Annotated in this window: 27 protein-coding genes; 12 read left to right on the top strand and 15 right to left on the bottom strand. The window is 66.8% G+C overall.

The annotated features are described in order from the left end of the window. Positions 1-3: 3 nt before the first annotated feature. Both AWC18_RS13350 and AWC18_RS13355 read right to left on the bottom strand, forming a co-directional pair. The gene (locus tag AWC18_RS13350; RefSeq protein WP_085139034.1) at positions 4-717 is read right to left on the bottom strand and encodes a hypothetical protein; all 714 of its coding nucleotides are present in this window, start codon (positions 715-717) and stop codon (positions 4-6) included. Then, entirely contained in the window at positions 714-1,457 is a 744-nt protein-coding gene (locus tag AWC18_RS13355) for an Rv1363c family protein (protein WP_109560080.1), read from the bottom strand. The genes AWC18_RS13350 and AWC18_RS13355 overlap by 4 nt, the downstream gene beginning before the upstream one ends. Before the next feature lie 51 nt (positions 1,458-1,508). On the opposite strand from AWC18_RS13355, the gene AWC18_RS13360 reads away from it, so the two are divergent. Beyond that, positions 1,509-3,515 carry a M13 family metallopeptidase gene (locus tag AWC18_RS13360; protein ID WP_085139035.1) on the top strand — a complete coding sequence of 669 codons (2,007 nt, stop codon included), beginning with the start codon at positions 1,509-1,511 and terminating at the stop codon, positions 3,513-3,515. A gap of 103 nt (positions 3,516-3,618) precedes the next feature. Here AWC18_RS13360 and AWC18_RS13365 read toward each other — a convergent pair whose 3' ends face one another. The 4 genes from AWC18_RS13365 to AWC18_RS13380 all read right to left on the bottom strand — a co-directional run bounded on the left by AWC18_RS13365 (position 3,619) and on the right by AWC18_RS13380 (position 7,063). Then, the gene (locus AWC18_RS13365) at positions 3,619-4,746 is read right to left on the bottom strand and encodes a L,D-transpeptidase (protein ID WP_085139036.1); all 1,128 of its coding nucleotides are present in this window, start codon (positions 4,744-4,746) and stop codon (positions 3,619-3,621) included. A gap of 161 nt (positions 4,747-4,907) precedes the next feature. Next, on the bottom strand, positions 4,908-6,119 hold the full coding sequence (locus tag AWC18_RS13370; RefSeq protein WP_085139037.1) for an MFS transporter: 1,212 nt from the start codon (positions 6,117-6,119) through the stop codon (positions 4,908-4,910). 78 nt (positions 6,120-6,197) lie between these two features. After that, positions 6,198-6,491 (bottom strand): copper-sensing transcriptional repressor RicR, encoded by a 294-nt coding sequence (ricR, locus tag AWC18_RS13375; RefSeq protein WP_076049299.1) that lies wholly within the window; start codon positions 6,489-6,491, stop codon positions 6,198-6,200. Continuing rightward, a complete protein-coding gene (locus AWC18_RS13380) occupies positions 6,488-7,063 on the bottom strand; it encodes a DUF305 domain-containing protein (RefSeq protein WP_085139038.1) in 576 nt (191 codons plus the stop codon). The genes ricR and AWC18_RS13380 overlap by 4 nt, the downstream gene beginning before the upstream one ends. 76 nt (positions 7,064-7,139) lie before the next feature. Between AWC18_RS13380 and ilvD the strand changes: the two genes are divergently transcribed. Continuing rightward, positions 7,140-8,861, top strand: coding sequence for a dihydroxy-acid dehydratase (gene ilvD / locus AWC18_RS13385; RefSeq protein ID WP_085139039.1), 1,722 nt, complete (start codon positions 7,140-7,142; stop codon positions 8,859-8,861). 25 nt (positions 8,862-8,886) lie between these two features. On the opposite strand, the gene AWC18_RS13390 is transcribed toward ilvD, so the two are convergent. Then, a complete protein-coding gene (locus tag AWC18_RS13390) occupies positions 8,887-9,330 on the bottom strand; it encodes an SPW repeat protein (RefSeq protein WP_085139040.1) in 444 nt (147 codons plus the stop codon). Between the two features lie 220 nt (positions 9,331-9,550). Between AWC18_RS13390 and mymT the strand changes: the two genes are divergently transcribed. Beyond that, entirely contained in the window at positions 9,551-9,700 is a 150-nt protein-coding gene (gene mymT / locus AWC18_RS13395; protein ID WP_085139041.1) for a copper-binding metallothionein MymT, read from the top strand. Positions 9,701-9,764: 64 nt separating this feature from the next. On the opposite strand, the gene AWC18_RS13400 is transcribed toward mymT, so the two are convergent. Genes AWC18_RS13400 through AWC18_RS13415 form a run of 4 tightly spaced genes read right to left on the bottom strand, consistent with a single transcriptional unit; the run spans position 9,765 to position 12,585 of the window. Continuing rightward, positions 9,765-10,379, bottom strand: coding sequence for a transglutaminase-like domain-containing protein (locus AWC18_RS13400; RefSeq protein ID WP_208858366.1), 615 nt, complete (start codon positions 10,377-10,379; stop codon positions 9,765-9,767). Positions 10,380-10,414: 35 nt separating this feature from the next. Further along, positions 10,415-10,945, bottom strand: coding sequence for a TIGR04338 family metallohydrolase (locus AWC18_RS13405; RefSeq protein WP_064998009.1), 531 nt, complete (start codon positions 10,943-10,945; stop codon positions 10,415-10,417). Beyond that, positions 10,942-11,694 (bottom strand): DUF2786 domain-containing protein, encoded by a 753-nt coding sequence (locus AWC18_RS13410; protein WP_064998034.1) that lies wholly within the window; start codon positions 11,692-11,694, stop codon positions 10,942-10,944. Before AWC18_RS13410 ends, AWC18_RS13405 begins: the two co-directional genes overlap by 4 nt. Positions 11,695-11,739: 45 nt before the next feature. After that, complete coding sequence (locus AWC18_RS13415) at positions 11,740-12,585, bottom strand: alpha/beta hydrolase (RefSeq protein WP_109560082.1); 846 nt, start codon at positions 12,583-12,585, stop codon at positions 11,740-11,742. Between the two features lie 47 nt (positions 12,586-12,632). Between AWC18_RS13415 and AWC18_RS13420 the strand changes: the two genes are divergently transcribed. Both AWC18_RS13420 and AWC18_RS13425 read left to right on the top strand, forming a co-directional pair. Then, positions 12,633-13,376, top strand: a complete 744-nt coding sequence (locus tag AWC18_RS13420; protein WP_064998008.1) for a glucose 1-dehydrogenase — start codon at positions 12,633-12,635, stop codon at positions 13,374-13,376. Between the two features lie 67 nt (positions 13,377-13,443). After that, a complete protein-coding gene (locus AWC18_RS13425) occupies positions 13,444-14,568 on the top strand; it encodes an NDMA-dependent alcohol dehydrogenase (protein ID WP_064998032.1) in 1,125 nt (374 codons plus the stop codon). A gap of 4 nt (positions 14,569-14,572) precedes the next feature. Here AWC18_RS13425 and AWC18_RS13430 read toward each other — a convergent pair whose 3' ends face one another. Together AWC18_RS13430 and AWC18_RS13435 are read right to left on the bottom strand one after the other, a co-directional pair. Beyond that, positions 14,573-15,040, bottom strand: a complete 468-nt coding sequence (locus AWC18_RS13430; RefSeq protein WP_085139042.1) for an LppA family lipoprotein — start codon at positions 15,038-15,040, stop codon at positions 14,573-14,575. 83 nt (positions 15,041-15,123) lie between these two features. Then, positions 15,124-17,037: a putative alpha/beta hydrolase gene (locus AWC18_RS13435; protein WP_085139043.1), complete on the bottom strand. Its 1,914-nt coding sequence runs from the start codon at positions 17,035-17,037 to the stop codon at positions 15,124-15,126. 99 nt (positions 17,038-17,136) lie between these two features. Here AWC18_RS13435 and AWC18_RS13440 point away from each other — a divergent pair, with 99 nt between their 5' ends. Further along, the gene (locus AWC18_RS13440) at positions 17,137-17,859 is read left to right on the top strand and encodes a pirin family protein (RefSeq protein ID WP_085139044.1); all 723 of its coding nucleotides are present in this window, start codon (positions 17,137-17,139) and stop codon (positions 17,857-17,859) included. 11 nt (positions 17,860-17,870) lie between these two features. Here the strand turns inward: AWC18_RS13440 and AWC18_RS13445 are convergent, their stop codons facing one another. Both AWC18_RS13445 and AWC18_RS13450 read right to left on the bottom strand, forming a co-directional pair. Beyond that, entirely contained in the window at positions 17,871-18,554 is a 684-nt protein-coding gene (locus AWC18_RS13445) for an Rv1363c family protein (protein ID WP_085139045.1), read from the bottom strand. 87 nt (positions 18,555-18,641) lie between these two features. After that, positions 18,642-19,232 (bottom strand): hypothetical protein, encoded by a 591-nt coding sequence (locus AWC18_RS13450; RefSeq protein WP_085139046.1) that lies wholly within the window; start codon positions 19,230-19,232, stop codon positions 18,642-18,644. 381 nt (positions 19,233-19,613) lie between these two features. Between AWC18_RS13450 and AWC18_RS13455 the strand changes: the two genes are divergently transcribed. From AWC18_RS13455 to AWC18_RS13480, 6 genes are read left to right on the top strand one after another with little or no spacing between them, the layout of a single operon-like run. Then, positions 19,614-20,483, top strand: coding sequence for an MlaE family ABC transporter permease (locus tag AWC18_RS13455; protein ID WP_064998003.1), 870 nt, complete (start codon positions 19,614-19,616; stop codon positions 20,481-20,483). 1 nt (position 20,484) lies between these two features. Then, positions 20,485-21,342, top strand: a complete 858-nt coding sequence (locus AWC18_RS13460) for an ABC transporter permease (RefSeq protein WP_085139047.1) — start codon at positions 20,485-20,487, stop codon at positions 21,340-21,342. Position 21,343: 1 nt separating this feature from the next. Next, on the top strand, positions 21,344-22,930 hold the full coding sequence (locus AWC18_RS13465) for an MlaD family protein (protein ID WP_064998001.1): 1,587 nt from the start codon (positions 21,344-21,346) through the stop codon (positions 22,928-22,930). Further along, positions 22,927-24,006, top strand: coding sequence for an MCE family protein (locus tag AWC18_RS13470; protein WP_064998000.1), 1,080 nt, complete (start codon positions 22,927-22,929; stop codon positions 24,004-24,006). The genes AWC18_RS13465 and AWC18_RS13470 overlap by 4 nt, the downstream gene beginning before the upstream one ends. Then, entirely contained in the window at positions 23,999-25,048 is a 1,050-nt protein-coding gene (locus tag AWC18_RS13475) for an MCE family protein (RefSeq protein WP_064997999.1), read from the top strand. Before AWC18_RS13470 ends, AWC18_RS13475 begins: the two co-directional genes overlap by 8 nt. Continuing rightward, complete coding sequence (locus tag AWC18_RS13480) at positions 25,045-26,241, top strand: MCE family protein (protein ID WP_085139048.1); 1,197 nt, start codon at positions 25,045-25,047, stop codon at positions 26,239-26,241. The genes AWC18_RS13475 and AWC18_RS13480 overlap by 4 nt, the downstream gene beginning before the upstream one ends. Positions 26,242-26,248 lie beyond the last annotated feature (7 nt).

Genomic DNA, 26,248 nt, shown 5'->3' on the forward strand with positions numbered 1-26,248 from the left:
GCGTCAGCGGGCGTGGATCGGGGACATCTCCAGCACCAGCCACTCCCCGCCGCGCTTGGTCAGCGTGACCCGCACCGGCACAATCGACTGCTTGACCTGTTGGTTCGCGACTGTCTGGACGCTGCGCATCACGACCGCGACGCGTGCCGCCGACGGCCCGAGCGCCTCGACACCGGCACTGACCGTCTGCGCCTCGACCGCGATGTTGCGTTCGGCCATGTCGTTGGCCGTCCGGCCGATGCTCTCCCGGAAGGCGTTGACCCGGTCCGGGACCATGTAGGTCACTGCCTTCTCGATCGATGCGTTCGGGTCGGCCGGCGAAACCGTGGCCGCCGCTTCGGCCATGGCCACCGCGACCTTGACCGCCTCACCCGAGTCGGCCTCCAACTCGCGGTCCGGAACGGTCCACCGCAGGTACCCGAGCACCGCCGCGGCCACCAGCGCCGCCGCGGCCAGGGAGACGACGCCGAACCGCAGGCCGGGGCGCTCGTTGTCGGTGCCGACCGTGACCTTGTCGCGGCGCAGCAGCATGAAGTTGACCACCATGCCCTCGACGATCAACAGCACCAGCACCGAGCACAGCGACACGTACCAGACCGGCCAGTCCAGGGTCAGCCCCACCAGCAGCAGACCGCCGACCGCGGCCAGCGGCGAGGCGACGTCGACGGCCACCATCCGCCACAGTGACTGCGACTTCACGACATCCAGCTTGCTCATCGAATCGACCTCAATCGGGAGATCATCAGGTCACCGGCGACGTCGGTGACGTCGAGGTGCAGAGCCCAGTGCACGGTCTGCGGCCTGCCGCCGACGTTCTCGGCTATTGATGTGGCGATCACCATCACCGGGTCGGTGCGACCCGGGCTCGACGGCTCCTCGGTGACGGTCTCGGACTGCTCGTCGAGTTCGTTGTGCACCGACTCGATGGCGACGGCCTCGATCCGGCCGCTGCTGCGCGACTGGATCCGCTGCACCACATCGCGGTAGGGCGCCAAGGCGGCGTCGAACTCGGCGTTGAGCTCACCCACGGTCTTGTCGCGCAGCCGCACCATGCCCTTCTCGACGTTCTCGGCGTTGAGGTTGATCAGCACGCTGGTCCAGCTGGCGGCGGTCTGCAGCACCCGGCTGCGGTAGCCGCGTTCGTTGACGTCGTCGTGGTGCACTTTCCAGGTGATCAGGCTGAAGACCAGCGCGGCCACGGCGACCAGACCGAGGACCACCGACCCCCACCCGTAGCCCGAGAGGCCCCCGCCCGAGGGCTTAGCCGGTTTGCTGTGGGTGCTCTTCTTGGCGGCCTTCGCCGGGGCCTCTTCGCGGACCTCTTCGTCCGCTTCGTCCGCGGTTTCGTCCGCTTTGTCCGCGACCTGGTCCGCGGCGCTCTCGGTGGTGTCGGCGCCGGGTTCGATGATTCCGTCGTCCATCTCGTCGGAGATGTCAGGTTGTTCCTCGTCAGGCATGGCGGTGACGCTACCGCAGAGCTATGCGGTTCGCCGTGGAAGGATGGGACGGTGACCTCACCCGCCATCCGTTCTGGCCTTGATCTCACCTATGTAGATAGCGGTGTCCGCCCTCAGGACGATCTGTTCGGTCATGTGAACGGCCGCTGGCTCGACGGCTACGAGATGCCACCGGACCGCGCCACCGATGGAGCCTTCCGCGCGCTGTTCGACCGCGCCGAGAGCCAAGTCCGCGAACTGCTCACCGCCGCCGCCGAGTCGGCCGCAGCGGGTACGGCTGCGCCCGACACCGACGAGCGCCGGATCGGCGACCTCTACACCAGCTTCTTGGATGAGCAGACCGTCCGCGACCGCGGGGTTGCGCCGCTGCTTCGCGAGCTGGCCTCGATCGACGCGGCCGTCGACCGCGACGCCCTGGCCCGGGTGGTGGCCGCCGGTCAGCGCACCGGGGTCGGCGGGGGCGTGGGGCTCTATGTGGACACCGATTCGAAGAACTCCAGCCGCTACCTGCTGCATCTGAGCCAGTCGGGCATCGGGCTGCCTGACGAGTCCTACTACCGCGAGGAGCAGCACGCCGAGATCCTGGCGGCCTACCCGGCTCATATCGCGGCGATGTTCGCACTGGTCTACGGCGGACAAACCGAACAGCACGCCGAGACCGCGGCACGCATTGTGGCGCTGGAGACCCGGCTGGCGGGCGCGCACTGGGATGTGGTGAAGCGTCGCGACGCCGAGCTGACCTACAACCTGCGCACCTTCGCCGAGCTGCCGGCCGAGGCGCCCGGCTTCGACTGGGCAGGGTGGGTGAGCGCTCTGGGCCTGCCGCCGGCCGCCTCGGGCGAGCTGGCCGAGCTGGTGGTGCGGCAACCCGATTACCTGACCGCGTTTGCTGAACTGTGGGCGAGTGCGGACTTCGCCGACTGGCAGGACTGGGCTCGGTGGCGGGTCATTCACGCGCGCGCCGGACTGCTCACCGACGAGCTGGTCGCCGAGGACTTCGAGTTCTACGGCCGTCGGCTCTCGGGCACCGAGCAGATCCGTGACCGCTGGAAGCGGGGCGTGTCGGTGGTGGAATCCCTGATGGGCGATGCCGTCGGAAAGCTCTATGTGGCCCAGCATTTCCCGCCGGATGCCAAGGCGCGTATCGACGAGCTGGTCGCCAATCTGCGCGAGGCCTACCGGGTGAGCATCACCAACCTGGACTGGATGACCCCGGCGACGCGGGAGCGAGCGCTGGCCAAGCTGGACAAGTTCACCGCCAAGGTCGGCTATCCGGCAAAGTGGCGGGACTACTCGGGGCTGGTCACCGACCCCGCCGACCTGTACGGCAACTACCTGCGCGGCTATGCGGTCAATTACGACCGGGAACTGGCCAAGTTGGGCCAGCCGGTGGACCGTGATGAATGGTTCATGACGCCGCAGACCGTCAACGCCTACTACAACCCGGGGATGAATGAGATCGTCTTCCCCGCCGCGATCCTGCAACCGCCGTTCTTCGATGCCGACGCCGACGATGCGGCCAACTACGGCGGTATCGGCGCGGTGATCGGCCACGAGATCGGGCACGGTTTCGACGATCAGGGCGCCAAGTACGACGGCGACGGCAACCTGATCGATTGGTGGACCGACGCCGACCGCGCCGAATTCGGTTCCCGCACCACGGCATTGATCGCCCAGTACGAGAATTACGTGCCGCGCGGGCTGGCGCCCGACAAGCACGTGAACGGTGCGTTCACCGTCGGGGAGAACATCGGCGACCTCGGTGGGCTGTCCATCGCTCTGCTCGCCTACCAGTTGTCGTTGAACGGCGCCGAGGCACCGGTGATCGACGGCTTGACCGGCACCCAGCGCGTCTTCTTTGGTTGGGCGCAGGTTTGGCGGACGAAATCACGTGAGGCCGAGGCGATCCGGCGCCTGGCGGTGGATCCGCACTCCCCTCCGGAGTTCCGCTGCAACGGCGTGATCCGCAATATGGACGCCTACTACGACGCCTTCGACGTCACACCCGACGACGCCCTGTATCTCGAGCCGGCCGCGCGGGTCCGTATCTGGAACTGAGCGCCGGTTTTCCCCGCGCCTTTCCCGGGCGAGCAGACGCGAAAGCCCCCATTTTCACGCTGAAATGGGGGCTTTCGCGTCTGCTCGCGGGGGAGAAACTGACCTATAACTGCCAGTCTTGGGAGCCGTCGTTCTGGGTGTAGGTGCCGACGGAGTTCTTCACCACGACGGGATCACCGCTGCCGAAGTTGTCGTAGAACCACTTGGCGTTGGCCGGGCTGAGGTTGATGCAGCCGTGACTGACGTTGCGCTTGCCCTGATCGGCCACCGACCACGGCGCGCTGTGCACGAACCCGCCGCTGTTGTCGATCCGGACCGCATCCTGCACGGTGAGCTTGTATCCCCAACTGGAGTTCACCGGAACCCCGTAGGTGGAGGAGTCCATCACCACCGTGGGGAACTTCTCCAACACGTAGTAGGTGCCGTTGGGGGTCTCGTGACCGCCCGCGCTCATCCCCATCGAGATCGGAAAGGTCTTCTCCACCTTGCCGTCACGGGTGATCGTCATCTGGTGCGTCTTGTCGTCGGCGGTGGCCACCAGCGAGTCACCGATGCGGAAGCTCGACTTGGTGCCGCCGGCGTCGATATTGACGACGGTGTGGGCGGGCCAGAAGTTCAGCGGACGCCACCGCACCTGACTGGGAGTCATCCAGTAGAACTTGCCGGACACCGGCGGGGTCGACGAGATGTGGATGGCCTCCTCGGCCGCCGCCTTGTCGACGATCGGCCGCTGAAAGTCGATGATGATCGGCTTGGCGACACCCACCGTCGAGCCGTTGACCGGATTGAACGTCGGCGGCTGGAACGGCGCCGTACCGGTGAACGGCTCGGGGTTTTGCCCCACCACCGGTCCAGCGGCCGCGGCCGACACCGCGCCGGGCTCCGTGGGGGCTGCCGGGTCTGTCGGCTCGGACGCAACTGCCTGCGGGTCCGGGCCCGGCGGGACGCCCTCGGGCGCGGCGGGCAGGCCCGGCGCGAGCTGCTCCGCGGGCGGCGGCGGGAACGCCACCGGCTCGCCCTGCGGCGGCGGGGGCAGCTCCCACGGGAACGGGGGGAACGGCGGTGCCGGCGGCGGCCCGAACGGATCAACCGGGCCGGCCTCCGCCCCGGCCGGGTCGCCGGGCTGCTGAGGCGGGTCGGCCAGTGCTGAACCACACCCGAGTACCAGGCTCGCGGCCAAGCCAGCGGTGCTGAGCCACGCGCCGAGTTGCGCGCGCTTCCATCCCGACATCTACCTACCTCCGGTCACAAACGTGATTCCATTGTCTCACAGGACGGCCGCCAGCTAACTCGCCAAGCGGGGAAACAGCGACGCACGCCGCACGGCCTAACGCCATTGACCAGCGTCTTTGACTGTCAGCCCCAGTGGCCAACGTTACCGGCCCGAATGCGTCAGGGAACGATGAACAAGCGCTTACTGGCCGCGATGCCGACCGCGGCGACGCCGACCAGCATTGCCGAAGCCGTGAGCATGGCTGAGGTCCCGGCCCGCTCGAACAGCAGCCCGCCGGCCAGCGAGCCGCCGGTGATGCCGACCTGAAACGCGGTGACGTAGAGCCCCGACGCGCCGTCGGGATCGTCGGGCGCGGTGCGCATCGCCGCCGACTGCAGCATCGGCGAGACCGCCATCGCCATCGCCCCCCACAGCACGATCGCGGCCGCCCCCACCGCCGTCGTGCCGGTGCTGTGATGTCCGCCGATCGACAGTGCCGCCAGGACGACGAATGCCGCCGACATCGCGGCCATGCAACCGCCGGTGACCAGTTTGGGCCGGTGGTCCACCGGCCGCGCCAGCAGCGGCATCGCGATCAGCCCCGCAGCACCGAACGCGGCCAGCAACCACGCCAGTCGAGCCCCCGGCACTCCGACCACGTCTTCGATGATCACCACGATGAACGTGTAGGAGATGAAGTGCCCGATGACGGCGATCAGCATCAGCGTGCTCACCGCCACCAGTCGCCCGTTGCGATGGTGATGATTGCCGACCAGCGCCAGTTGGTCGGTGCTGAGCACCAGCGGCGGCAACGCGAGTCGGGCGGCCACCGTGATGACCGCCGCCGCCACCGTGATCACCACGACGGCCAGCCGCCACCCCCACAGCAGACTCATCGCCGAGGTCAGCGGAATACCGACCACCAGCGCGAGGCTGGTGCCGACGTAGATCGCCGTCGTGGCGCGGCCCGAATGGCTGGGTGGCACCAGTCGGGTGGCGATGGGCGCCAGCACCGACCACATCAGGCCGTGCGTGACGGCGCACAACGCCCGGCCGGCCGCCAGCACGGCGAAGTTGGGGGCCAGGGCAGAGATCACCTGGGAGGCGGTCAGGCAGACCAGGGTGAGCACCAGCACCCGACGCCGCGGCCAGAATGCGGTCCAGCGCACCAGGGGAAGCGTCGTCGCCGCTGCCACCACCGCATACCAGGCCAGCAGTGTCCCGACCAGCGCCTCGCTCACGTCCAGGCCGGCCGAGATCGCGGGCAGCGCGCCGACCGGCAGGATCTCGGCGGTGGCGTAGATGAAGGCCGCGGCCGACAGGATCGCCAACCGCGCCGTGGTCTGTGGCGTCCACGGCCTCAATCGGGCTTCTCCGGCTTCAACAGTCATGTGGTGGGGGCAGCGTCCAGTGGTGGTGGCGCATGGCGCTCCCGGTAACTGCTGGATCACATGGTAACGGCGCGAAGATCAGGAGCGAACCAACCGCGCGATTGCCGCCGAGGCCTCGGTCAGCTTCGCGTCGCCCTCCGCGCCGCCGGATGCGACGGCCCCGCTGACGCAGTGCACCAGGTGCTCATCCAGCAGGTTCAGCGCCACCGACCGCAGCGCACTGTTGACCGCACTGATCTGGGTGAGCACGTCGATGCAGTACTTGTCGTCATCGATCATCTTGGCGATGCCGCGCACCTGGCCCTCGATACGGCGCAGCCGTTTGGCGTAGTTGTCTTTGCGCGGGGAGTACCCCGGAGCCTCGGTCGTCATGGCGCTCCCAACATCTGGTTCATCTGATTGATCTCGGCCTGCTGGAACGGCAGAAGCGATTGCGCGATACTGATCGCCTCGGGACTCTCGCCGTTTTGAATCTCGTTCTGCGCCATGGTGATCGCGCCACGGTAATGGGCAATCATGGTCTGCAGCCACAGGGTGTCGAACGCCGGGCCGCGCACACTGCGCAGCTTGTCGATGGTGGCCTTGTCCACCATGCCCGGAATGTCGGCGGCACGGTCCTTCTCGGAGCGCTCGCCGGGGACCTCCCACTGCAGCAGCTGCGCCTGGCAGCCCTGCAGTTCGGTGCGCTGCTGGGCCGCGCTCTGGTCGGCGAACGCCACCAGCGCCGGATCGCCGCTCTGGCTGTACACCATGGCCGTCAGCTCCAGGGACTGCTGGTGGTGGATCACGATGTCTTCTAAAAACCTCACGTCGGTGGGGCTGCCGGTGCTCATTCCCACCGCGGCGGTCGTCGACACTGGCGGCGCCGGGCTGGGCGCGTGGTGGCAGCCGCCGACGGCCATGCCGACAATGGCCGCGGCGACGACGGGAACAACCGACCTCATGCGGCTACTTTAGCGCATACCCCCGCGGGGTATTTATTCGTTTTGCCCGGTCCGGCCCTAGCGGCATACTGAGCTGGTGAATTCTGGGAGCAACAACACCACCGCGGCGTCCGCCGACATCAAACCGCGCAGTCGTGACGTCACCGACGGCCTGGAGAAGACCGCCGCCCGCGGCATGTTGCGGGCCGTCGGCATGGGCGACGAGGACTTCGCCAAGCCCCAGATCGGTGTGGCCTCGTCGTGGAACGAGATCACACCCTGCAACCTCTCGCTGGACCGGTTGGCCAAGGCCGCCAAAGAGGGCGTCCTTCAGGCCGGCGGTTACCCGCTGGAGTTCGGCACCATCTCGGTCTCCGACGGCATCTCGATGGGCCACGAGGGCATGCACTTCTCGCTGGTGTCGCGCGAGGTGATCGCCGACAGTGTCGAGACCGTGATGTGCGCAGAGCGTCTCGACGGATCGGTGCTGCTGGCCGGCTGCGACAAGTCGCTGCCCGGCATGCTGATGGCCGCGGCGCGCCTCAACCTGGCCTCGGTCTTCCTCTACGCCGGCTCCACCCTGCCCGGCTACGCGAAGCTGTCCGACGGCACCGAGCGTGAGGTGACGATCATCGACGCGTTCGAGGCGGTGGGCGCCTGCTCCCGCGGCCTGATGTCCCAAGAGGACGTCGACATCATCGAGCGGGCGATCTGTCCCGGTGAAGGCGCCTGCGGCGGCATGTACACCGCCAACACCATGGCCAGTGCCGCCGAGGCGCTGGGCATGTCGCTGCCGGGAAGCGCCTCTCCGCCGGCGGTCGACCGGCGCCGTGACGGGTATGCGCGCGCCAGCGGGGCCGCCGTGGTCGAGTTGCTGCGCCGGGGCATCACCGCACGCGACATCTTGACCAAGGAGGCGTTCGAGAACGCGATCGCCGTGGTGATGGCGTTCGGCGGATCGACCAATGCGGTGCTGCACCTGCTGGCGATCGCTCGCGAGGCCGAAGTGAATCTGACCCTGGCCGACTTCTCCCGGGTGGGCGCCAAGGTGCCGCACCTGGCCGACGTCAAGCCGTTCGGGGCGCACGTCATGCACGACATCGACAAGATCGGTGGCGTGCCGGTCATGCTGAAGACGTTGCTGGAGGCCGGGCTGCTGCACGGCGACTGCCTGACCGTCACCGGCAAGACCATGGCGGAGAACATCGCCGAGCTCAATCCCCCGGTCGTCGACGGCAAAGTGGTCCACGCACTGACCAACCCGATCCACCCGACCGGCGGCATCACCATTCTCAGCGGATCCCTGGCCCCCGAGGGCGCGGTGGTCAAGTCCGCGGGCTTCGACACCGACGTGTTCGAAGGCACCGCAAGGGTTTTCGACGGCGAGCGGGCGGCGCTCGATGCGCTGGAAGACGGCACGATCCGCGCCGGCGACGCCGTGGTGATCCGCTACGAGGGGCCCAAGGGCGGACCCGGCATGCGGGAGATGCTGGCGATCACCGGGGCCATCAAGGGCGCCGGTCTGGGCAAAGACGTTCTGCTGCTGACCGACGGCCGGTTCTCCGGCGGCACCACCGGCCTGTGCGTCGGCCACATCGCCCCCGAAGCGGTGGACGGCGGCCCGATTGCGTTCCTGCGCGACGGCGACAAGATCCGCCTCGACGTAGCCAACGCGACGTTGGACGTGGTGGCGGATCCTTACGAGTTCGCCGCCCGCGCACAGGGTTTCACCCCGCCGGCGCCGCGCTACACCACCGGCGTGCTGGCCAAGTACCGCAAGCTGGTGGGCTCCGCCGCCAACGGTGCCGTCTGCGGCTAGCCCGGGCTACGCGCGCTGAGTCTGCCTAGGCGTGCCGGGCTGACTCACTGCGCGCCCGCATACCGAAGTACGCGGCGTTGAGGCCGAGGACCGTCATCACCGCGCCGGTGATCACGTTGGACCAGATCATCGCGGTGCTCGGCGATCCGTCGGTCAGGATCCAGGGCGAGGCGATGAACCACGCCCCGAAGACCGGCAGGGTCCACGCCAGCCCGTGCATGCGGTCGAGCGCCGCCGCCATCCCGCACGCCAGGAAAGCGACGCAGAGTCCGACGACCAGGTTGTTGACGGCCAATCTGGTGGTCGCGTCGAATCCGGCAACCCACGGGGACACCGCCCCGTAGACAGCCGCCAGCAGCGTCAATCCGAAGGTTCCCTGAGCGGTCATCGACTCGGCCGCGCGGTCGTACCGCGCCCGCAGAGCTAACAGGTCAGGGTGGTGTTCGATTGATGAATGGACTGTACTCATTTCGTGACCTTTCTGTTATGCAACAGGCGATTTGGTGCCAGTTGCACCCATCCATCTGACAAGAGGTTACGCCCGGCCGCTGTTTGCCAGCAACGAAGAATTCGGCGCCAACCGGCTAGCCGGCAACCCCGCGCAGATTTTCCTTTACCCCATACCCCTATGGGGTATATAGTCGGGTCAGCCCGGCGCCCGCCGGGGACCACGAAGGAAGGTGTGACAGATGACCAACTACGAAGAGGGAACTGTGCTGACCTGCGGCCACGACGGCTGCGGTTGCCGGGTACGCATCGAGACGGCGTGCCACTGCTCCGGAGCGGACGTGAGTTACCGATGCACCTGCGGCGACGAATTGGTGGCCGTCACCAGCTGACGACGGACGGCGCCGGTGACGGACCACCTCGTAGCGTCACCGGCGCCTCCCGTGTACGGGACGCTCAGCGGGCGTCGGCACCCAGCCCAGTCGGCAGGCCGGTGTCGTAGATCGCCAGGATGTCCTCCGTGTCGCGCAGTGTGTTGATGACAGGCCGCACGGGCGAAGCAAAGATCTGCGGGTAGTCGACCTCTCCGACAGACGTGTCAACGGACCACGCGAGCCTCTCCGAGCCGAGGGAGAACTGCGCGTCCACGCCCTGCTTATTGCCGCGCGCATCCTGGCGGTGCCAGGCTCCCCCCAGATAGATCGCGACGAGTCCGTGCAGAACATGTCCCTCACCGTGCACAAGTCGCTGATAGCACAGGCCGGTGGGAATACCTTCTGATCGCAAAAGCGCTGCCAGCAAGTGGGATTTGGCGTAACAGAGTCCGACGCGCTGCTCGAGTACCTCGCTCGCGGTCAGCGTTACTCGAGGGTCTGCGACGTCGTAGGAGTGAGCGACCTGATCGCGCACCCATTCGAACGCGGCCCGAGCGAACGCCACGTCACCGCCCGCAGACTGCCGCAATTCCCGGGCAAGGTTGCAGACCGCCGGCTGTGTGACGTGGATGAATTCGTCTTCCCCCAGATACGCGTCCAGACTGGCGAACTCTGGCACCGGGACGAAGGTGTTCACTGTCGCACCTTAGAGGATCGCCCGACAGCCGATCATCACGCCAGTGGCTCCCGCCGCTGTCGCACACCCTCCTTGGCGAACACCACCCGCAGCACATACCCCAACTCGGGGCCCATCACGATCTCGGCGAGTTCGCAGAATGTGGCGACGAATTCCGGTCCGTGCGGCGGCCGCCCATCACACAGATGGTGCGCAATCTCATGCAGCACCACCAGTTCTCGCAACGCCCAGTCCACACCACGCTGATCCGGTACGGCGATAACCCCTGCCGCACCGAGCTTTTCGTAGTGCGCCGCCGTGGTGCCTCGGCGAGCGCGCACCGTCAGTTCCGCCGCGTCCGGCCACCGCGCGCGCACCGTCGACAGCGCCATGACGTCCTCGACGTAGCGCCCGACGGCGGCGACCGAGCCGAAGCGCGCCTCGGGCGGCAACGTCAGCTCAGTGCCGAAGAACTCCACACTGCGCCTGCCGCTCTCGGCAGCGCGGTCGAACAGGGTGCGGACGAAGAGCTCTGCGGCGTAGACCTTGGCGCGCTGAGCATCGCGCTGTTCAGCGTTGTCGTTCACCGTTCCAGCGCGGACCGCGCCACCGACAGCTCAGCACTGTCGCCCAGTCGGGCTCGACGCCCAGCCCGGTCCCCGGCCCGTCGTGCCGCCGACGAATAGCCCGCCGAGGCCCGGGTGGCCCGCCACGTGCCCCGTGCCTTGGATGTGCCGCGGTAGAAGTCGTGCAGCTCGACTTCCTTGTTGCGCAATGCAATCGCCGTTCCCGGTGGCCGACTCCGATCCTTCTCCGCATCGCGTCGGGCCTCGTCACGGGCTTCGGCCAGCCGCTGGCCGACTCGAGCGCCGAATGCCAGATGGAAGTTCAACCGAGCGGTGATGGTCGGGGTGGGCCGATGCGCGCCGGTGGCGATATAGGCGTCCGCGGCCCGGACCATCTGAACGACCAGGCTGGCGTAGAGGGCGTGGGTGGCGTCGATGTCCTCGGCGAAACCGTAGGCATAGACATAGGTCGAATTGCTCGCCACGTCGCAGCGCACGTCATTGGCCGCGGCGATCCCCACAAACAGCTGCACATAGGTGCGCAACCCGCGGGTGCCCGGCTCGCCGATGGTGATGGTCCGCTGCACCGGCGTGGTGGCCGCGGTCCGGGTGGCCGAATGCGCGCGAGCCACCGCCAGGTCGATGGAGGTCGCAGTGGCCAGCCGTTGCGCCGCCGCCATGAACGCATCGGCTTCATGGGGGTTGTCGGTGCCCTCGGCCTGGCGCAACAGTGCGGCGATCCGCGCCAACATCTTGTCGTCGGTGCTCATGGCCGCCACGCTAACCGACATCGGCGACACCACGCCGACCGCGACTCACAGGTGCGCGTCGATCCAGCCCACCACGTCGTCGAGCACCTGTGCTCGCTCCGGCTCGTTGAACACCTCGTGGTAGAGCCCCGGATACACGATCAGTTGCACGTCGTTGGTACCGGCACTGTCCGCCAGCCGCCTGCTGCCCTGCGCCGGCACCAGACCGTCCTCGGCACCGTGCACCACCAGCAGCGGGGCAGTCAGTGCCTGCGCCCGCGTCGGCATGGTCTCGCTGACCTTGATCAGAGCCCGCGCCACGCCGGCCGGTACCAGACCGTGATGCACCAGTGGATCCTCGTTGTAGGCGCGCACCACCGCGGGGTCACGCGAGACCAGGGCACTGTCGAGTTTCTCCACCGGCAGGCTCGGCGCGATGGCCCCGAGGGCCTTGGCGACGAATGCCAATACGGGCGACACCGTCTCGGTCATGCCCACCGCGGGTCCGGACAGCACCATCAACTGGTAGTCGTCGGGGCGGTCGACGCCGTAGCTGAACACGATCGCCCCGCCCATGCTGTGCCCGAGCACCACGCGCGGCAGCCCGGGGTGCTCGCGCGCAGCGATACCCACGCACGTGTGGAAGTCGCCGGTGTATTCCGCGATGTCGCGGCAGAGCACCCGCTTGCCACCCGAGCGTCCGTGGCCGCGGTGGTCGAGCGCATAGGTCACCAGCCCCGCTGCTCCGAACCGCTCCGCGACGTGGTCATAGCGACGGGCATGCTCGCCGAAACCATGTGACAGCACCACCACGGCGCGCGGCGGCGAGTCCGGCGTCCAGGTGTCGTAGACGATCGGAACCTCCCGCGCGCCTTGACCTTGGAAGGTTCGCTCGATGCGGGTCACTGCCATCAGGGCAGCGTAACGGGCAAAGCGCTGCCCAGGTAACCTCGCCAGCCATGGGACGAGTCGAAGGCAAAGTCGCGCTGATCAGCGGCGGGGCGCGGGGCATGGGTGCCGCACACACCCGGGCGCTGGCAGCTGAGGGCGCCAAGATCGTGATCGGTGACGTCCTCGAGGACGAGGGCAGCAGACTCGCCGAGGAGTTGGGACCCGACACCGCCCGGTTCGTGCCGCTCGACGTCACCCAGGCCGACCAATGGCAGGCGGCCGTCGCGACTGCGGTCGACGCCTTCGGCAGCCTCGACGTGTTGGTGAACAACGCCGGGATCGCGAAGTACAACGCGCTGGAGAACTTCGATCCCGCCGTCTGGCAGCAGGTCATCGATGTCAACCTGACCGGCACCATGCTGGGCATGCATGCCGCGGTCGCCCCGATGAAGGCCGCCGGCGGCGGCTCCATCATCAACATCTCCTCGGTCGAAGGGATGCGGGGCACCGCCGGCCTGTACGGCTACGTCGCGTCGAAATGGGGGGTCCGCGGGCTGGCCAAAGCCGCCGCCGTGGAACTGGCTCCGCACAACATCCGGATCAACAGTGTGCTGCCCGGGCTGATTCGCACCCGGATGACGATCGCGATCCCCGACGACTCCCTGCAGATTCCGATGGGCCGGGGCGCCAAGTCCGCGGAGGTCTCCACCGCGGTGGTCTTCTTGGCCTCCGACGAGTCGTCGTACATGACCGGTTCCGATCTGGTGATCGACGGCGGCCTGTCTGTGGGCATTCCACACAAGACCAGCTAGGGCAGCATTCCCGCAGCTGAAAGCACCCATCGGGAGTGCTTCTGAAACGTGTTCTATGATGCCGGTCATGAAGACCAAGGGCGCTTTGTTGTGGGAAGTGAACTCGCCGTGGCGGGTCGACGAGATCGAACTGGGCGACCCGGTCGAAGGCGAAGTACAGGTCCGGATGCACGCCGCGGGCATGTGCCACTCGGACTACCACCTGACCACCGGAGCCACTCCGATGGGCCTGCCGGCGCTGGGCGGCCACGAGGGCGCCGGGGTGATCACCAAGGTCGGCAAGGGCGTCACCGGTCTGGAAGAGGGCGACCACGTCGTGATGGCCTTCATCCCGGCATGCGGCTCCTGCGCGCCGTGTATGAAGGGTTTCCGCTCGCTGTGTGATCGCGGCGCGGTGCTGCTGGGCGGCAAGGCCATCGCCGACGGCACCAACCGGATCCACGCCGGTTCGCACGAGGTCTCGGCGATGAACCTGCTGGGTACGTTCTCGCCGTACATGACTGTGCACCAGGACTCCGTGGTCAAGATCGACAAGGACGTGCCGTTCGAGGCTGCGGCCATCATGGGTTGCGCCGTGCCCACCGGATTCGGTTCGGCCACCAACGTCGCTGAAGTTCAACCGGGCGAGACCGTCATCATCGTCGGTGTCGGCGGTATCGGCATGAGCGCCCTGCAGGGCGCGGTGATCTCCGGCGCCCGGCGGGTCATCGCGATCGACCCGGTGCCCTTCAAGCGAGAGGCGGCCGTCAAGTTCGGCGCCACCCACGTCTACCCGTCGATGGCCGAGGCGCTCATGCCGGTCATGGAAGAGACCTGGGGCCTGATGGCTGACAAGGTGATCATCGCCGTCGGCGACATGAAGGGCGAATACATCGAAGAGGCGCTGACGCTGACCGCCAAGACCGGAACCTGCGTGGTCACCGGCATGGGCGCCATGGTCGACTTCGACGTCAAGCTGAACCTGTTCCTGTTCACCATGCTGCAGAAGACGTTGAAGGGCAACATCTTCGGCGGCGGAAGCTCGCACATCGAGACGCCGCGGCTGGTGGGCCTCTACAAGTCGGGACTGCTCAAGATCGACGAAATGATCACCACGACCTACAAGCTCGAAGACATCAACACCGGCTACCAGGACATGCTCGACGGCAAGAACATCCGCGGCGTCATCACCTACGACGAATCGGACTGGTAGCCCGTCATTCTCGGGGCAGCCGGCAGCCGGTGTAACCGGACACCACGAGGTTGCCCCGGTAGCCGATTTTGATGAAAAGCCCGGTGGGGCCGTAGAAACCGACGTCGTGGTTGCCCGGCTGGTTCGCCATCACCTGCACCTCGGTGGCGTCCAGCTTCGCAGCCGCCGCTCTGGCGATCTGTTCGAGCTTCGCCCAGGCCTGCTCTGACACGTCGACATCCTGCGCAATGACGTCGGGCAGGAAGTAGCGTTTGCCGTCGGTCTGTTCATAGGGCCGCTCGCATCGACCGCCCGAACCCTCGTGGATTCTCTCCCACCGGGCAGCTGGGATGACCTGGCTTGCGGCCGTGGTGATCTCGTCCATCGCCGCCTGTACCAGGGTTTGGGTCTCCTCGAAGGACGGCAGAGATCTGAGCACGTCCAAGGCCTCGGCGGCGACGCTGGGCGGAGTGGGTTCATAAGGTTGGGACACGTGACATCCTGCGGTTAGTGCGGCGATGGCCAAGACAGCGGACAGGCATCGTCGCGGCTGGGGTGGGGACATGTGGTGATACGTCAATTTCCTCGAACCGCCTTGTCGCCGAGACCCGCCAGGACCGCGGCGATGTTGTAGTTGGTCGTCCGAACGCCTCCGCCGTCGGGGAAACGCGGGTAATCGCTGTGGCCGTGCGCTTCCTGCAGCACGATGGTTCCGCCATGACCGTCGGGCACGCTCGCGGCACCGGTGGCCAGTCGGGTGAATTCGGGGTTGGTGGCCGGGTTCGATCCGAAATCGCCCAACTCGTTGTTGAGGTAGGTGCCCAGGATCGGGATGCCCTGACCCACCGCCCTGGCGTCGTAGACCCATTGAATGGGGTCATCGGGGGCCTCCATCGCGTAGACCTGCCCGGCGTGCAGTTGCAGCTGCTCCGGTGTGGAGGCTGCGATCCCGGGGGACCCGTAGAACAGCGCGCGGGACACCCCGTGATCACCGGGCTCCTGTAACGCCAGGCCGGTGGTCAGCGAACCGTAGGAATGCCCGATCGCGGTCAGGTCGGCGGGACCGCCCAGGTGCGACGCCTGTATCCCGTCATAGAAACGGGCCAGGTCATGGGCCCCGGCTCGGGCGAGGTCGTCGTGCGTGACGCCCCAGATTCCGGACAGGGAAGCCGTCTTGTCGTCGAAGCCGGGCACCTGCGGCGGGTCGTAACCGATCCATGCGATCGCCGAAACGGAATCTGTTGCGTGCCCGGGGCTAAGTCCCAACTGCCGCAGGGCTTCTTGCCGGAGGTTGGTCGCCTCTTCGGTCATTCCCCCGATGCCGCCGTGCACCGTGGTGTTCAGTCCCGGGGTGGTGACCGACACGTGGGTGGCCTTATCCGGATCCCCGACCGCGATGGCGGCCCGCGCCTGCGTGCCGCTCTGGGTGTCCAGCAGCATCAGCCTGCGGTCCGGACTGGCGCGGACCGCGGCGTCCACGGCCTGCAGATCCGGCAGGTATCTGGCGCCGTCGCGTGCCGCGGAATATTGGCGTTGCCAGTTCTCGTAGGCGACGCGGTCGTCGAAGATCGCCCCCGGCTCATTAGGACGCGGAATGTCATTGCCGGCAGCCCAGTCCGGGTGCTGGTTCTTCAAGACCTCGGCCTGCGCGGCAGCACCCCGGGCCCGGCTGAGTTCGTCCGCCAGGTGCAGCTTGTTGTAGTGGTCGTAGCCCAGGTGATCCGGCGGGTCGCACGGCATGCCCGGATGGTTGCCGATGTTGTGGTCGGCGTTGTAAAGCCAGTCCTTCTGCCCGGGCGTCAGGCTGTTCCAGTAGTCGTTGAACTGCTGGGGATCGTCGGGGACCGGTCCCGGTGGCGGTGCCGGCGCGTCCGCGTCGAACTCGCCCAGCGCAGCGTCGGGGTCGTATCCGTCGCGCACCCGCAGATCGGTCAGCGCCTGTTGCAGGGTCTTGGAGTAGCCGTTGCGGATGACGGTGGCATTGTGCAGCGCGGTCTCGGTGTCGGCCTCGGCCAACTCACGGCACTGGGCAATGTCGGCGCCGTGGTCGTGGCCCTGCCTCTCCTGCTCCAGGTACACCCCGATACGGGCGTCGAGGACCATCAGGTTGGCGTTGAGCGCGGTGATGTTGGCCAGCGAGGCGGCGTGGGCCTGCGCCAAGGTGGCGGCGATGGTCTCCAGGTCGGCCGCGATCTGACCGAGTTGCTGATTGGTGGCATGCAGACCGTCCCTGACCCGCTGGACCTCGGCGCTGTTGTTGATCGGCTGCTCGCCGTTCTCCCGGTTGTACTGCTCGAAGTGCTGCCGGGCGGTGACGAAGGCTTCCTCGGCCGAGGTGGCCGATCCGGCGGCCGAATGGAACGCCTGCGCCAGGAAGTCGATCTGGGTGGGGCTGCCGGCCTGCAGGCTGTCATCGACCGCCCACGGATCACCGCCGGCCTGGGAGATGAGCCCGCCGATCTGCAGATACTGCAGTGTCGGACGACTCACGCGCCGGTTTCGACGGACATCGCGTGCTACCTCCGTATGTCTCGGCGGTTGCAGTGAGACTACCGGCACCGACCGTGTTGCGCGCTAGCCTTGGCGGTCATGACCGGCCTGCTCGATGTGCGACGAGCGGAGGACCGCGCGGTCACCCGCGCACCGTGGCTCACCTCGCGGCATTCGTTCTCGTTCAACGATTACTACGATCCCGACAACACCCATCACGGGCTGCTGCTGGTCAACAACGATGACATCGTGGAGCCGAGCGCCGGCTTCGACACCCACCCGCACCGCGACGCCGAGATCGTCACCTGGGTGCTGTCCGGTGCGCTGAGCCATCGCGATTCGATCGGGAACGCCGGCGTCATCCATCCGGGACTGGCGCAACGCATGTCGGCGGGCACCGGCATCTTGCATTCGGAGAAGAACGACTCTTCCTGCGAGCCGGTGCATTTCGTACAGATGTGGGTCATGCCGGACACCCCGGGCCGAACGCCGAGTTATCAGCAGCGCGACATCGGTGACGCACTGGCGGGCGGGCGCCTGATCACCGTCGCCTCAGGGCGTGACCCCGAGGCCGTAATCACCCTCGGCAACGCCGGCGCGACCCTATATGCCGCGCGGCTGCGACCGGGCGACAGCGTCACGGTGCCAGACGCGCCATACCTGCACCTGTTCGTCGCGCTGGGCAGCGTCAAGCTGGAAAGTGTCGGCGCATTGGGAGCCGGTGACGCGGTCCGCTTCACCGCCGGCGGCGGTCATCGCCTCACGGCAGGTGCGTCGTCGGAAGTGCTGATCTGGGGGATGCAGACCCAGCTGGGCCGTTAAGCCCTACGCAATCAAGGCATGTCGACCTTGGCGGCCAGCCAGCGGCCGTTCACCTTCTCCATGGTGATCACGATGCGACTGCGGTCGATCTGCGGTTGCGACAGCGCCTTGTTGCTCACCGCCTGATCGACGAACAGCAGAACTTCGACCTTGTTCTTGGTGGCCGACTTCACCGCCGAGTCGATGACCGTGCCGTGTGCGGACGCCTTGTTCTCGATCAACAGCTGGCGCAGCTGTTCGCTGGATGCGCTGTAGACGTCCTTGAACTCGCCGGTTGCTCCGTCGATGATCTCGGCGAAGTTCTGGTCGATCGCAGCGGGGTCCACGCTGGTGAGCGCCAGGGTGTACTTCTCGGCCGTCTCCAGCGCCTGCGCGGCGGCCACGGTGCGCTGGTGGTGCGCATACAGCAGCCAGCCCTCGTAGCCCGCTCCGATCACGCCCAGCGCCAGCACCGCCGCAGCGATCCACCGCCGATAAGGGCGAGCCGGCCCCGCGGCGTCTTCAGCGACCTGAACGTCGGTGGGCTTGCTGTCCTCGGTGGGCTCGGCTTCATCACCGCCCTTGACCGACTCCGCAGCCGACTCGCTGTCTGCTGCGGACTCTTCGTCCTTGGTGGACTCGGCAGGCTCGGCTTCGGTGGCCTCAACTGCCGGTTCGACGTCGTCGGCCGCTGGCTGGTCCTCACGGTCCGGCACCCTGAACTACCTCTCGTCATCGCTGCGCGGGGCCGTCCGGCCGCAGCGCACCCCGAACCTACCCCCCATTCCGGTGCCTGCGGGCACCTAGGTGCAGGCCCCGGAATTCCGCAACGCGTCGCCCCAGCCGAACGCGGCGTCGATGTAGGGGCGGGTAAAGCCCGCCGGCTGCTTCTTACGGATGCTCTCGGCGGTCTGCGACAGCTGGAACAGCACCTCGGTCATCTGTTCCCCGCCGTAGAGCGGCGAGTAGGGGCCGAAGTTGTCCGGGGTGTTTCGGATGGTCAGCGGCTTGACACGCGGGCCCAGGAACCCGGTCGCTCCGTCGATGCCGGCCAGCACCGCATCCGCCTGCGACTGCACGCTCGCGTAGACGTCGTGATGGTCTGCCAAGTTGCGGTTGAAGGCGGTGATCTGCCCCATCAGCGGATCGAACTGGGAGTTGAACCATTGGCAGGAATCCGACATGCCGCCGATCATCTCCGGCGTCACCTGATAGGTGAAGGTGCTGAACGGCCAGATGTCCATCCGCGGAGACCAGTCCGTGGGCCCCGGCGTGAAGCCCGGAGGCGCCGGCGTCTGGTCCGGATCGGCGAGCGCGGAGCCCGGTGCCGGCACGGCTGCGACTGCCAGTGCAGCGCCCACCGCGGCAGCGATCTGGGTCCATCTTCCCCGCATTCGCACCGTCCCGGGTTCCTTCCGTCTGTCGCACATGTCCCGGTCGAGTATTGCCCGCAACGCCCGAATCCGGACGCCAAAACCGCGAAAACCCGTGCTACTGGCGGGTAACTCAGCCATAACCGCAGTGATGTTGCCCGAAGCACCATTGTCGGGGCATTGTGTCCGACATCATGTCCGGAATGAAAGGTCGCGTCGGCACCCCATGAGCTTCTACCCAATGGACGGCCTGCGTATCCTTTCTGTCTACCCACCAGTTGGTCCGAGAACTTCGGAACCCTACCGCGGAGTAAGAACCCTGACTATGGTGACCGCCATGGATCATCGGCCGTGCACGCGATCGGCAACCGACGGTGACCTCACGACCACGATCGGCGACCGATGACCACCCAGGATGACCGCGACATTGCCGCGCCGGAATCGCTCGACGGTGTGGCAGCAATTCAGGACTGGACCGCCGGTTACGTCAACCGCCACCCGCTCGCCTCACTGACCACCGTCGGCGAGCAGTGCGTGTTGGCAGTGCGCACCGTGCAGTACTTCTTCTCCGACCTGTTCGGCGGCCGGTTCCAATGGGGCGAGTTCGTCCGGCAGAGCGCGTTCATGGCCAACACCGCTGTGCTGCCCACCATCTTGGTGGCGCTGCCGATCGGGGTCACGCTCTCCGTCCAGTTCGCGCTGCTGGCCAACCAGGTCGGCGCCACCTCGCTGGCCGGCGCCGCCGCCGGGCTGGCCGTCATCCGACAGGCCGCCTCGTTGGTGGCCGCCATGCTGATGGCCGCCGCCGTCGGGTCGGCCATCACCGCCGACCTGGGCTCGCGCACCATGCGCGAGGAGACCGACGCCATGGAGGTGATGGGCGTCTCGGTGATCCGCCGGCTCGTGGTCCCCCGCTTCGCCGCGGCGATCATGATCGGCGTGGCGCTGACCGGGATCACCTGCTTCGTCGGCTTCCTGGCCAGCTACCTGTTCAACGTGTACTTCCAGAAGGGCGCGCCCGGCAGCTTCGTGGCGACGTTCTCCTCGTTCGCCACCACCGGCGACATGATCGTCGCGTTGATCAAAGCCGTGATCTACGGCGCGATCGTCGCGGTGGTCTCGTGTCAGAAGGGACTGTCCACCCGTGGCGGGCCGGCCGGGGTGGCCAACTCCGTGAACGCTTCGGTGGTGGAGTCGATCCTGGTGCTGATGATCGTCAACGTCGGCATCAGCGAGCTCTACAACGTGCTGTTCCCGCGGACGGGCCTGTGACATGACAGCTTCTGCGTATGTCCCTGCGTTCGCGCGCCCATTCGTCCGCCTGTATCGATTGGCGTCCGAGCCCACCATCCGGCTGGGCCACATGCTGGTGTTCTTCGGCCGCGCCGCAGCCGGTGTCCCCACCGTGCTGCGCCATTACCGCAAGGAGTTCGTGCGCCTGCTCTCCGACATCGCCTGGGGCAACGGCTCCATCGTGGTCGGCGGCGGCACCGCGGGCGTGGCGGTGGTCCTCGGCTTCACCGCCGGGGCCCTGGTGGCGATCGAGGGCTATAACTTCCTGAATCTGCTGGGGCTCGGGCCGGCGACCGGCATCATCTCCTCGCTGGTCAACACCCGCGAGCTGGCGCCCATCATGGCCTCACTCGCGTTCGCGATGCAGGCCGGCTGCCGCTTCACCGCACAGCTCGGCGCCATGCGGATCGCCGAGGAGATCGACGCACTCGAATCGATCGCCATCCGACCCATCCCGTTTCTGGTCACCACCCGACTGCTGGCCTCGACCATCGCGGTGATCCCGCTCTACGTTGCCTGTCTGGCGATCACCTACCTGACCTGCCAACTGGTGACGGGCCTGATCGGCGGCGGTTCGATCGGCCCCTACCTGCACTACTTCACCATGATGCTCAGCGGCCAGGACATCCTGTACTCGGTGCTCAAGTGCGTGGTGTTCGTGTGGCTGGCCTCAACGGTGCAGTGCTACTACGGCTTCTACGCCTCTGGCGGTCCCGAAGGCGTCGGGGTGGCCGCCGGACGAGCCATGCGTGCCAGCATCACGATCGTGATCATGGTCAACATGCTGCTGACGATGGCGCTGTGGAGCATCGACGCCGGCGCAAGGTTCGGAGGCTGAGATGCGAAACTCGCTGGACCCCGACGGCCGTGGTCCTTCCGAGAACCAGCTGCTGGGTGCGGGCATCGCTGTCTTGCTGGTGATAGCACTGACCACCGCGGGCTTGCTGGCCAAGTCCACCGGAATGCTCAACTCCTATGTGCGGGTGATCGCCGACCTGATCAATGTCGGCGACGGGCTGCCCGCCCAATCCGACGTCAAATATCACGGGCTGCTGGTCGGCAGCGTCACCGATGTGATCCCGGCCGCCTACGGCAAGCCGAACTACGTACACATCAACCTCAAGCCCGAATACGCCAAGGACATCCCGAACTCGGTAACCGCGCGGGTGGTGCCGTCCAACGTCTTCGCCGTTTCCTCGATTCAGTTGGTGGACTCCGGCGACGGTGGGCCGACCATCCGCAGCGGAGCCCACATCGCCGAGAACGGCGAGCTGTCCACGGTGATCTTCCAGACCACCGTCTCGAAACTGCGGGATATCCTGGCCGCCACCGGGCGCGGGCGCGAAGATCACAGTCTGGGCATCCTGGCCGCCGTCGGCGCGGCCACCGACAACCGGCGCGTCAAGCTGCTCAACGCCGGTGCGCACATGTCCCGGCTGCTGGATCAGCTCAATGGGATCGTCGCCACCGAGCCGGGACCGTCCACCGTCTCGGCGCTGCTGGAGGCCACCCACGGCCTGCAGGCCACCGCGCCCGACCTTGTCGACGCACTGCACCAGGCCGTCGAACCGATGCGGGCGTTCGCCGAGAAGCGCGCCGAGTTGGCCGCACTGGTCACCGGTGGTCAGCACACCGTGGGCGTTACCCGTCAGGCGTTCGACAACCACATCGACCAGTTGATTCAGATCACCCACGACTTCACTCCGGTGGTGGGCGTGCTGGCCAACAACGCCGACAAGTTCGTCCCGATCTTCAGCCGGGTCAACGGGCTCAGCGACAAATTCTTCGAGCAGCTCTACCACCCCAAGTTGATCACCAAGAACATGCGGGCCAACCTGTCGTTCACCCCGCTGCACACCTACACCAGAGCGGACTGCCCGCAGTACGGCGAGGTGAAGGGACCGAGCTGCTTCACCGCGCCGATGATCTCCGTGCGGCCCGAACTGCCGGAGAACCTGCTGCCGCAGAACTACCGCTTCCCCGCCGGCCTGGAACCACCGCCCGGTACGGAGATCGGCTCCGACGGAAACCTGCATGCGGTCGGGCCGCCCGTGATCAACCCGGATCGCAGCCTGGAGGACACCAACCCGCCGCTGCCGTGGTGGACCGGGCCGTTCCCGCGCGTTGGCGGCACCGCTGACCCGTTGGACCCGGCTCCCCCGCCCCCACCGAGCCCGCCTATTCCGGTTCAACCCCATGCACCGGAGTGGCAGCCGGCTCCGCCGGTGGCCCCCGCTTCCTACGGAGGCAACGTGGGTCCCGTCGGCAGTCAGACCGAACGCGCCCAGCTCGGCCTGCTCACCGGACAGGGCGGGCCGGCATCGGTGGCGACTCAGCTGCTGCTCGGCCCGGTCGCTCGCGGCAATCTCGTCTCCGTCTCGTCGGCGGCCGACGCCGCCCCGCCGAAAGCAGGTGGCAACAGATGAGAACCCGGGGGCCCCTGATCGGGCTGTCTGTCTTCATGGTCATCTCGCTGACCCTGACCTGGCTGGTCTATGCCACCTTGCGCCGCGACGTGGCCGGAGCCACGACGCCGTACTCCGCGATGTTCACCGACGTCTTCGGGCTGCGCGAAGGCGACGACGTCCGCATGGCCGGAGTCCGGGTGGGCCGGGTGGAGAAGGTCGCACTGGAAGGAAAGCTGGCGAAGGTCTCCTTCATCGTCCAAAGCGACCAGAAGTTGTACGGCAACACCGTCGCGTCGGTGACCTACCAGAACATCATCGGCCAGCGCTACCTCGGCCTGTCGCTGGGCCACAACGAGAACACCGAAGAACTGCCCCGCGGCAGCGTGATCGGCGTGGAGCAGACCGACCCCTCCTTCGATGTCGGCACCCTGCTCAACGGCTTCAAACCGCTGATGTCGCTGCTAGACCCCCAACAGGCTGACGATCTGACCAAGGGCGTCATTCAGTCGCTGCAAGGCGACCAGTCCTCGATGACCGCACTGGTGGAACAGTCGTCAACGCTCACCGCGACGCTGGCCGGGCGCGACGAGGTACTCGGCGACCTCATCACCAGCCTCAACAAGGTGACCGGAACCATCGCGGGGCAGAACGATCAGTTAGATCACGCGCTGACACAGGCACGCCGGGCAGTCGCCGACCTGGACGCCCGGCGACCGGCGCTGCAGTCCTCGGTCGGGTCGCTGGCCCAGGTGACGCGACAACTGGCGAAGATCACCGATGAGGTCTTCCCGTCCTTCGAGGAGATGATCAACCGGGAACCCGGTTTCACCAAGCACCTTGCCAGCATCGAACCGCAGCTGGCATTCACTGGCGCCAACCTGCCCCTGCTGCTCAAGGGCTTCGGCCGGATGTTCGGCGAAGGGGCCTACGGCATCGCCTACCTGTGCGACTTGAACGCCACGGGCTTCATGCCAGGCTTCAACGACATCAACACGATGATCACCAACGCCGCAACTCCCGGCAACGCCCGCCCTCTCACAGCCGAGAACCTTGCCTGGTTCACCCCGAGATGCAGGAACACCGTCCATGGCTAGCATCAAACGATTTATCGGTCAATGGCGCAGCCGGCCCCTGGAGTCTTACAACACCACGTGGATGGGGTTCGCCGCACTGGCGGTGGTGGCCGTGGTCGTGGCTGCGGCACTGTTCGTCAAAGTCCTCGGCGTCGGCTACACGCGCTACACCGCGGAGTTCGCCCAGGCCGCCGCACTGAGCCCCGGAAACCCGATCATGGTGGCCGGCATCGAGGTGGGTCGGGTATCGAGCATGCGGCTCGCCGGTGACCACGTCGAGGCCGGTCTCACAGTTCGCAACGATGTCCCACTGGGCAAGGACACCCGGGCGAAGATCCAGGTGATGACGATCCTCGGCTCGCGGTATCTGAGATTGGAGCCCGACGGTCCCGGCTCGCTGCCCGGCAAGCGGATTCCCCTGGCCCACACCGAAGTGCCCTATGACCTCGAATCGCTGTTAGAGGACGCCACCACCACCTTCGACCAGATCGACTCCGACCAATTCGCCCAGTCTCTGGCGGTGCTCGGGCGACAGATGAGCGGCCTCCCGCCGGTGGTTCCGCAGGCGATGGCCAATCTGCACGCACTCGCCAAGATCACCGCCGATCGACGCGACGAACTCGGCACCTTGTTGGCCAGCACCCAACGGGTGGCCAATACGCTGCACAACCAGCAGACAAGCCTGGGAAATCTGGTCGATCAGAGCCAGGACTTCCTGGGGGAACTGGTGGCGCGCCAGAACACGTTCCACGCCATGTTGTCGGCCCTGACCACTCTGGCCGGCCAACTCAACAACGTTGTGGTCAAGGACCGATCGATGCTCGACGACATGCTGGCCAACATTCGTGCGCTGTCCGACATGCTCGGCCAGCATGACGACTTGGTGCGCAGCCTTCTGCAAGCCGCACCACCCGCGTTGCGGGGCGCGACGAATGCGACCGGCTACGGGCCCGGTATCGAATTCTTCGCCGGAAACGGGCTGCTGATGGACGCGTGGATGTGTGCGATCAGCGGACGTGCCAAGCAGTTCGGCATGATCGAGTACTTCAAGGACTGCAAATGAGCGCGCCGCCGACCACCGCCGACGACCCGATCGAAGAGCCCGCCGACACAGCGCCCACGCCTGCGGCACCGCAGCCTTCGGGCGTACGCCGGCGCGGAGTCAAGGCGCTGGTGACAGCGCTGGTCGCGGGGGCACTGGTGGCCGGCGCGGTGGCCGCCTACCACTTCAACCCATTCGGCGGACACATCACTGTCACCGCCCAATTCGACAGCGCCGCAGGGCTCTACGAGGACAACGTGGTAGCGGTTCTGGGCATGCCGGTCGGCAAGGTCAAGAAGGTCACTCCCAAGGGCGAATACGTCGAGGCGGAGCTCAGCATCGACCGGGGGGTGAAGATTCCCGCCGATGTGAACGCCGTGACCATCAACACCTCGATTCTGACCGCGCGTCAGGTCGAGCTGACCCCGGCGTATACCGGCGGACCCGTTCTGCCGAACCACTCCACCATCGGACTGAACCGCACCCGGACGCCCGTCGCGTTCGACCGCGTTCTGGACATGCTGGACAAGGTTTCCAAGTCCCTCGGCGGCGACGGCAAGGGCAACGGCCCGGTGGCCGACGTGATCAATGCCGGCGCCGACATCGCCGACGGCAACGGCGAGCAGATCAAGTCGGCATTGAGTGAGTTGTCGCGCGCACTGCAACTCAGCTCCGACCGCGGTGAGGCGACCGGCGATCAGCTGACGACGATCATCACCAACCTCAGCTCACTGATGGACGCGGCGGCTCGCAACGACGCGAAGTTGCGGCAATTCGGTTCCACCACCAGGCAGTTGAGTCAGATGCTCGCCGATGAGGACTTCGGGACCGGGCGCACCGGCCGTATGCTCAACGAGGTTGTGACCCAGGCGACGTCGCTGATCCAGGCCAATCGGGACCACCTCAAGCAGAGTGTGATCAACGGTGACATCGCCTTGACGACCATGGCGGAAAAGCGGCGCGAACTGTCCGAGCTCGTCGATGTGCTGCCGCTGACGCTGGAGAACCTCTACAACGCCGTCGACACCAACAACGGCGCGGTCCGCCTGCACGCACTGGTGGACAAGATTCTCGTCGAGACCCAAAGCACCAAAGAACTGTGCAACATGATGCACCTTCGGCAGTTGGGTTGCAGCACTGGAACGTTGGCCGACTACGGTCCGGACTTCGGCCTCACCTATATCCTCGACGGACTTTCGATGATGGGACAGTAGACGTGAC

The organism is Mycolicibacter nonchromogenicus (assembly GCF_002101775.1).
Taxonomy (GTDB): domain Bacteria; phylum Actinomycetota; class Actinomycetes; order Mycobacteriales; family Mycobacteriaceae; genus Mycobacterium; species Mycobacterium nonchromogenicum.

Excerpts from the sequence above, each read along its gene's own strand:
- AWC18_RS13350 (WP_085139034.1), bottom strand. The coding sequence starts at position 717 with ATGAGCAAGCTGGATGTCGTGAAGTCGCAGTCACTGTGGCGGATGGTG.
- AWC18_RS13355 (WP_109560080.1), bottom strand. The coding sequence starts at position 1,457 with ATGCCTGACGAGGAACAACCTGACATCTCCGACGAGATGGACGACGGA.
- AWC18_RS13365 (WP_085139036.1), bottom strand. The coding sequence starts at position 4,746 with ATGTCGGGATGGAAGCGCGCGCAACTCGGCGCGTGGCTCAGCACCGCT.
- AWC18_RS13370 (WP_085139037.1), bottom strand. The coding sequence starts at position 6,119 with ATGACTGTTGAAGCCGGAGAAGCCCGATTGAGGCCGTGGACGCCACAG.
- ricR (WP_076049299.1), bottom strand. The coding sequence starts at position 6,491 with ATGACGACCGAGGCTCCGGGGTACTCCCCGCGCAAAGACAACTACGCC.
- AWC18_RS13380 (WP_085139038.1), bottom strand. The coding sequence starts at position 7,063 with ATGAGGTCGGTTGTTCCCGTCGTCGCCGCGGCCATTGTCGGCATGGCC.
- AWC18_RS13390 (WP_085139040.1), bottom strand. The coding sequence starts at position 9,330 with ATGAGTACAGTCCATTCATCAATCGAACACCACCCTGACCTGTTAGCT.
- mymT (WP_085139041.1), top strand. The coding sequence starts at position 9,551 with ATGACCAACTACGAAGAGGGAACTGTGCTGACCTGCGGCCACGACGGC.
- AWC18_RS13410 (WP_064998034.1), bottom strand. The coding sequence starts at position 11,694 with ATGAGCACCGACGACAAGATGTTGGCGCGGATCGCCGCACTGTTGCGC.
- AWC18_RS13415 (WP_109560082.1), bottom strand. The coding sequence starts at position 12,585 with ATGGCAGTGACCCGCATCGAGCGAACCTTCCAAGGTCAAGGCGCGCGG.
- AWC18_RS13420 (WP_064998008.1), top strand. The coding sequence starts at position 12,633 with ATGGGACGAGTCGAAGGCAAAGTCGCGCTGATCAGCGGCGGGGCGCGG.
- AWC18_RS13425 (WP_064998032.1), top strand. The coding sequence starts at position 13,444 with ATGAAGACCAAGGGCGCTTTGTTGTGGGAAGTGAACTCGCCGTGGCGG.
- AWC18_RS13440 (WP_085139044.1), top strand. The coding sequence starts at position 17,137 with ATGACCGGCCTGCTCGATGTGCGACGAGCGGAGGACCGCGCGGTCACC.
- AWC18_RS13450 (WP_085139046.1), bottom strand. The coding sequence starts at position 19,232 with ATGCGGGGAAGATGGACCCAGATCGCTGCCGCGGTGGGCGCTGCACTG.
- AWC18_RS13455 (WP_064998003.1), top strand. The coding sequence starts at position 19,614 with ATGACCACCCAGGATGACCGCGACATTGCCGCGCCGGAATCGCTCGAC.
- AWC18_RS13460 (WP_085139047.1), top strand. The coding sequence starts at position 20,485 with ATGACAGCTTCTGCGTATGTCCCTGCGTTCGCGCGCCCATTCGTCCGC.
- AWC18_RS13465 (WP_064998001.1), top strand. The coding sequence starts at position 21,344 with ATGCGAAACTCGCTGGACCCCGACGGCCGTGGTCCTTCCGAGAACCAG.
- AWC18_RS13470 (WP_064998000.1), top strand. The coding sequence starts at position 22,927 with ATGAGAACCCGGGGGCCCCTGATCGGGCTGTCTGTCTTCATGGTCATC.
- AWC18_RS13475 (WP_064997999.1), top strand. The coding sequence starts at position 23,999 with ATGGCTAGCATCAAACGATTTATCGGTCAATGGCGCAGCCGGCCCCTG.
- AWC18_RS13480 (WP_085139048.1), top strand. The coding sequence starts at position 25,045 with ATGAGCGCGCCGCCGACCACCGCCGACGACCCGATCGAAGAGCCCGCC.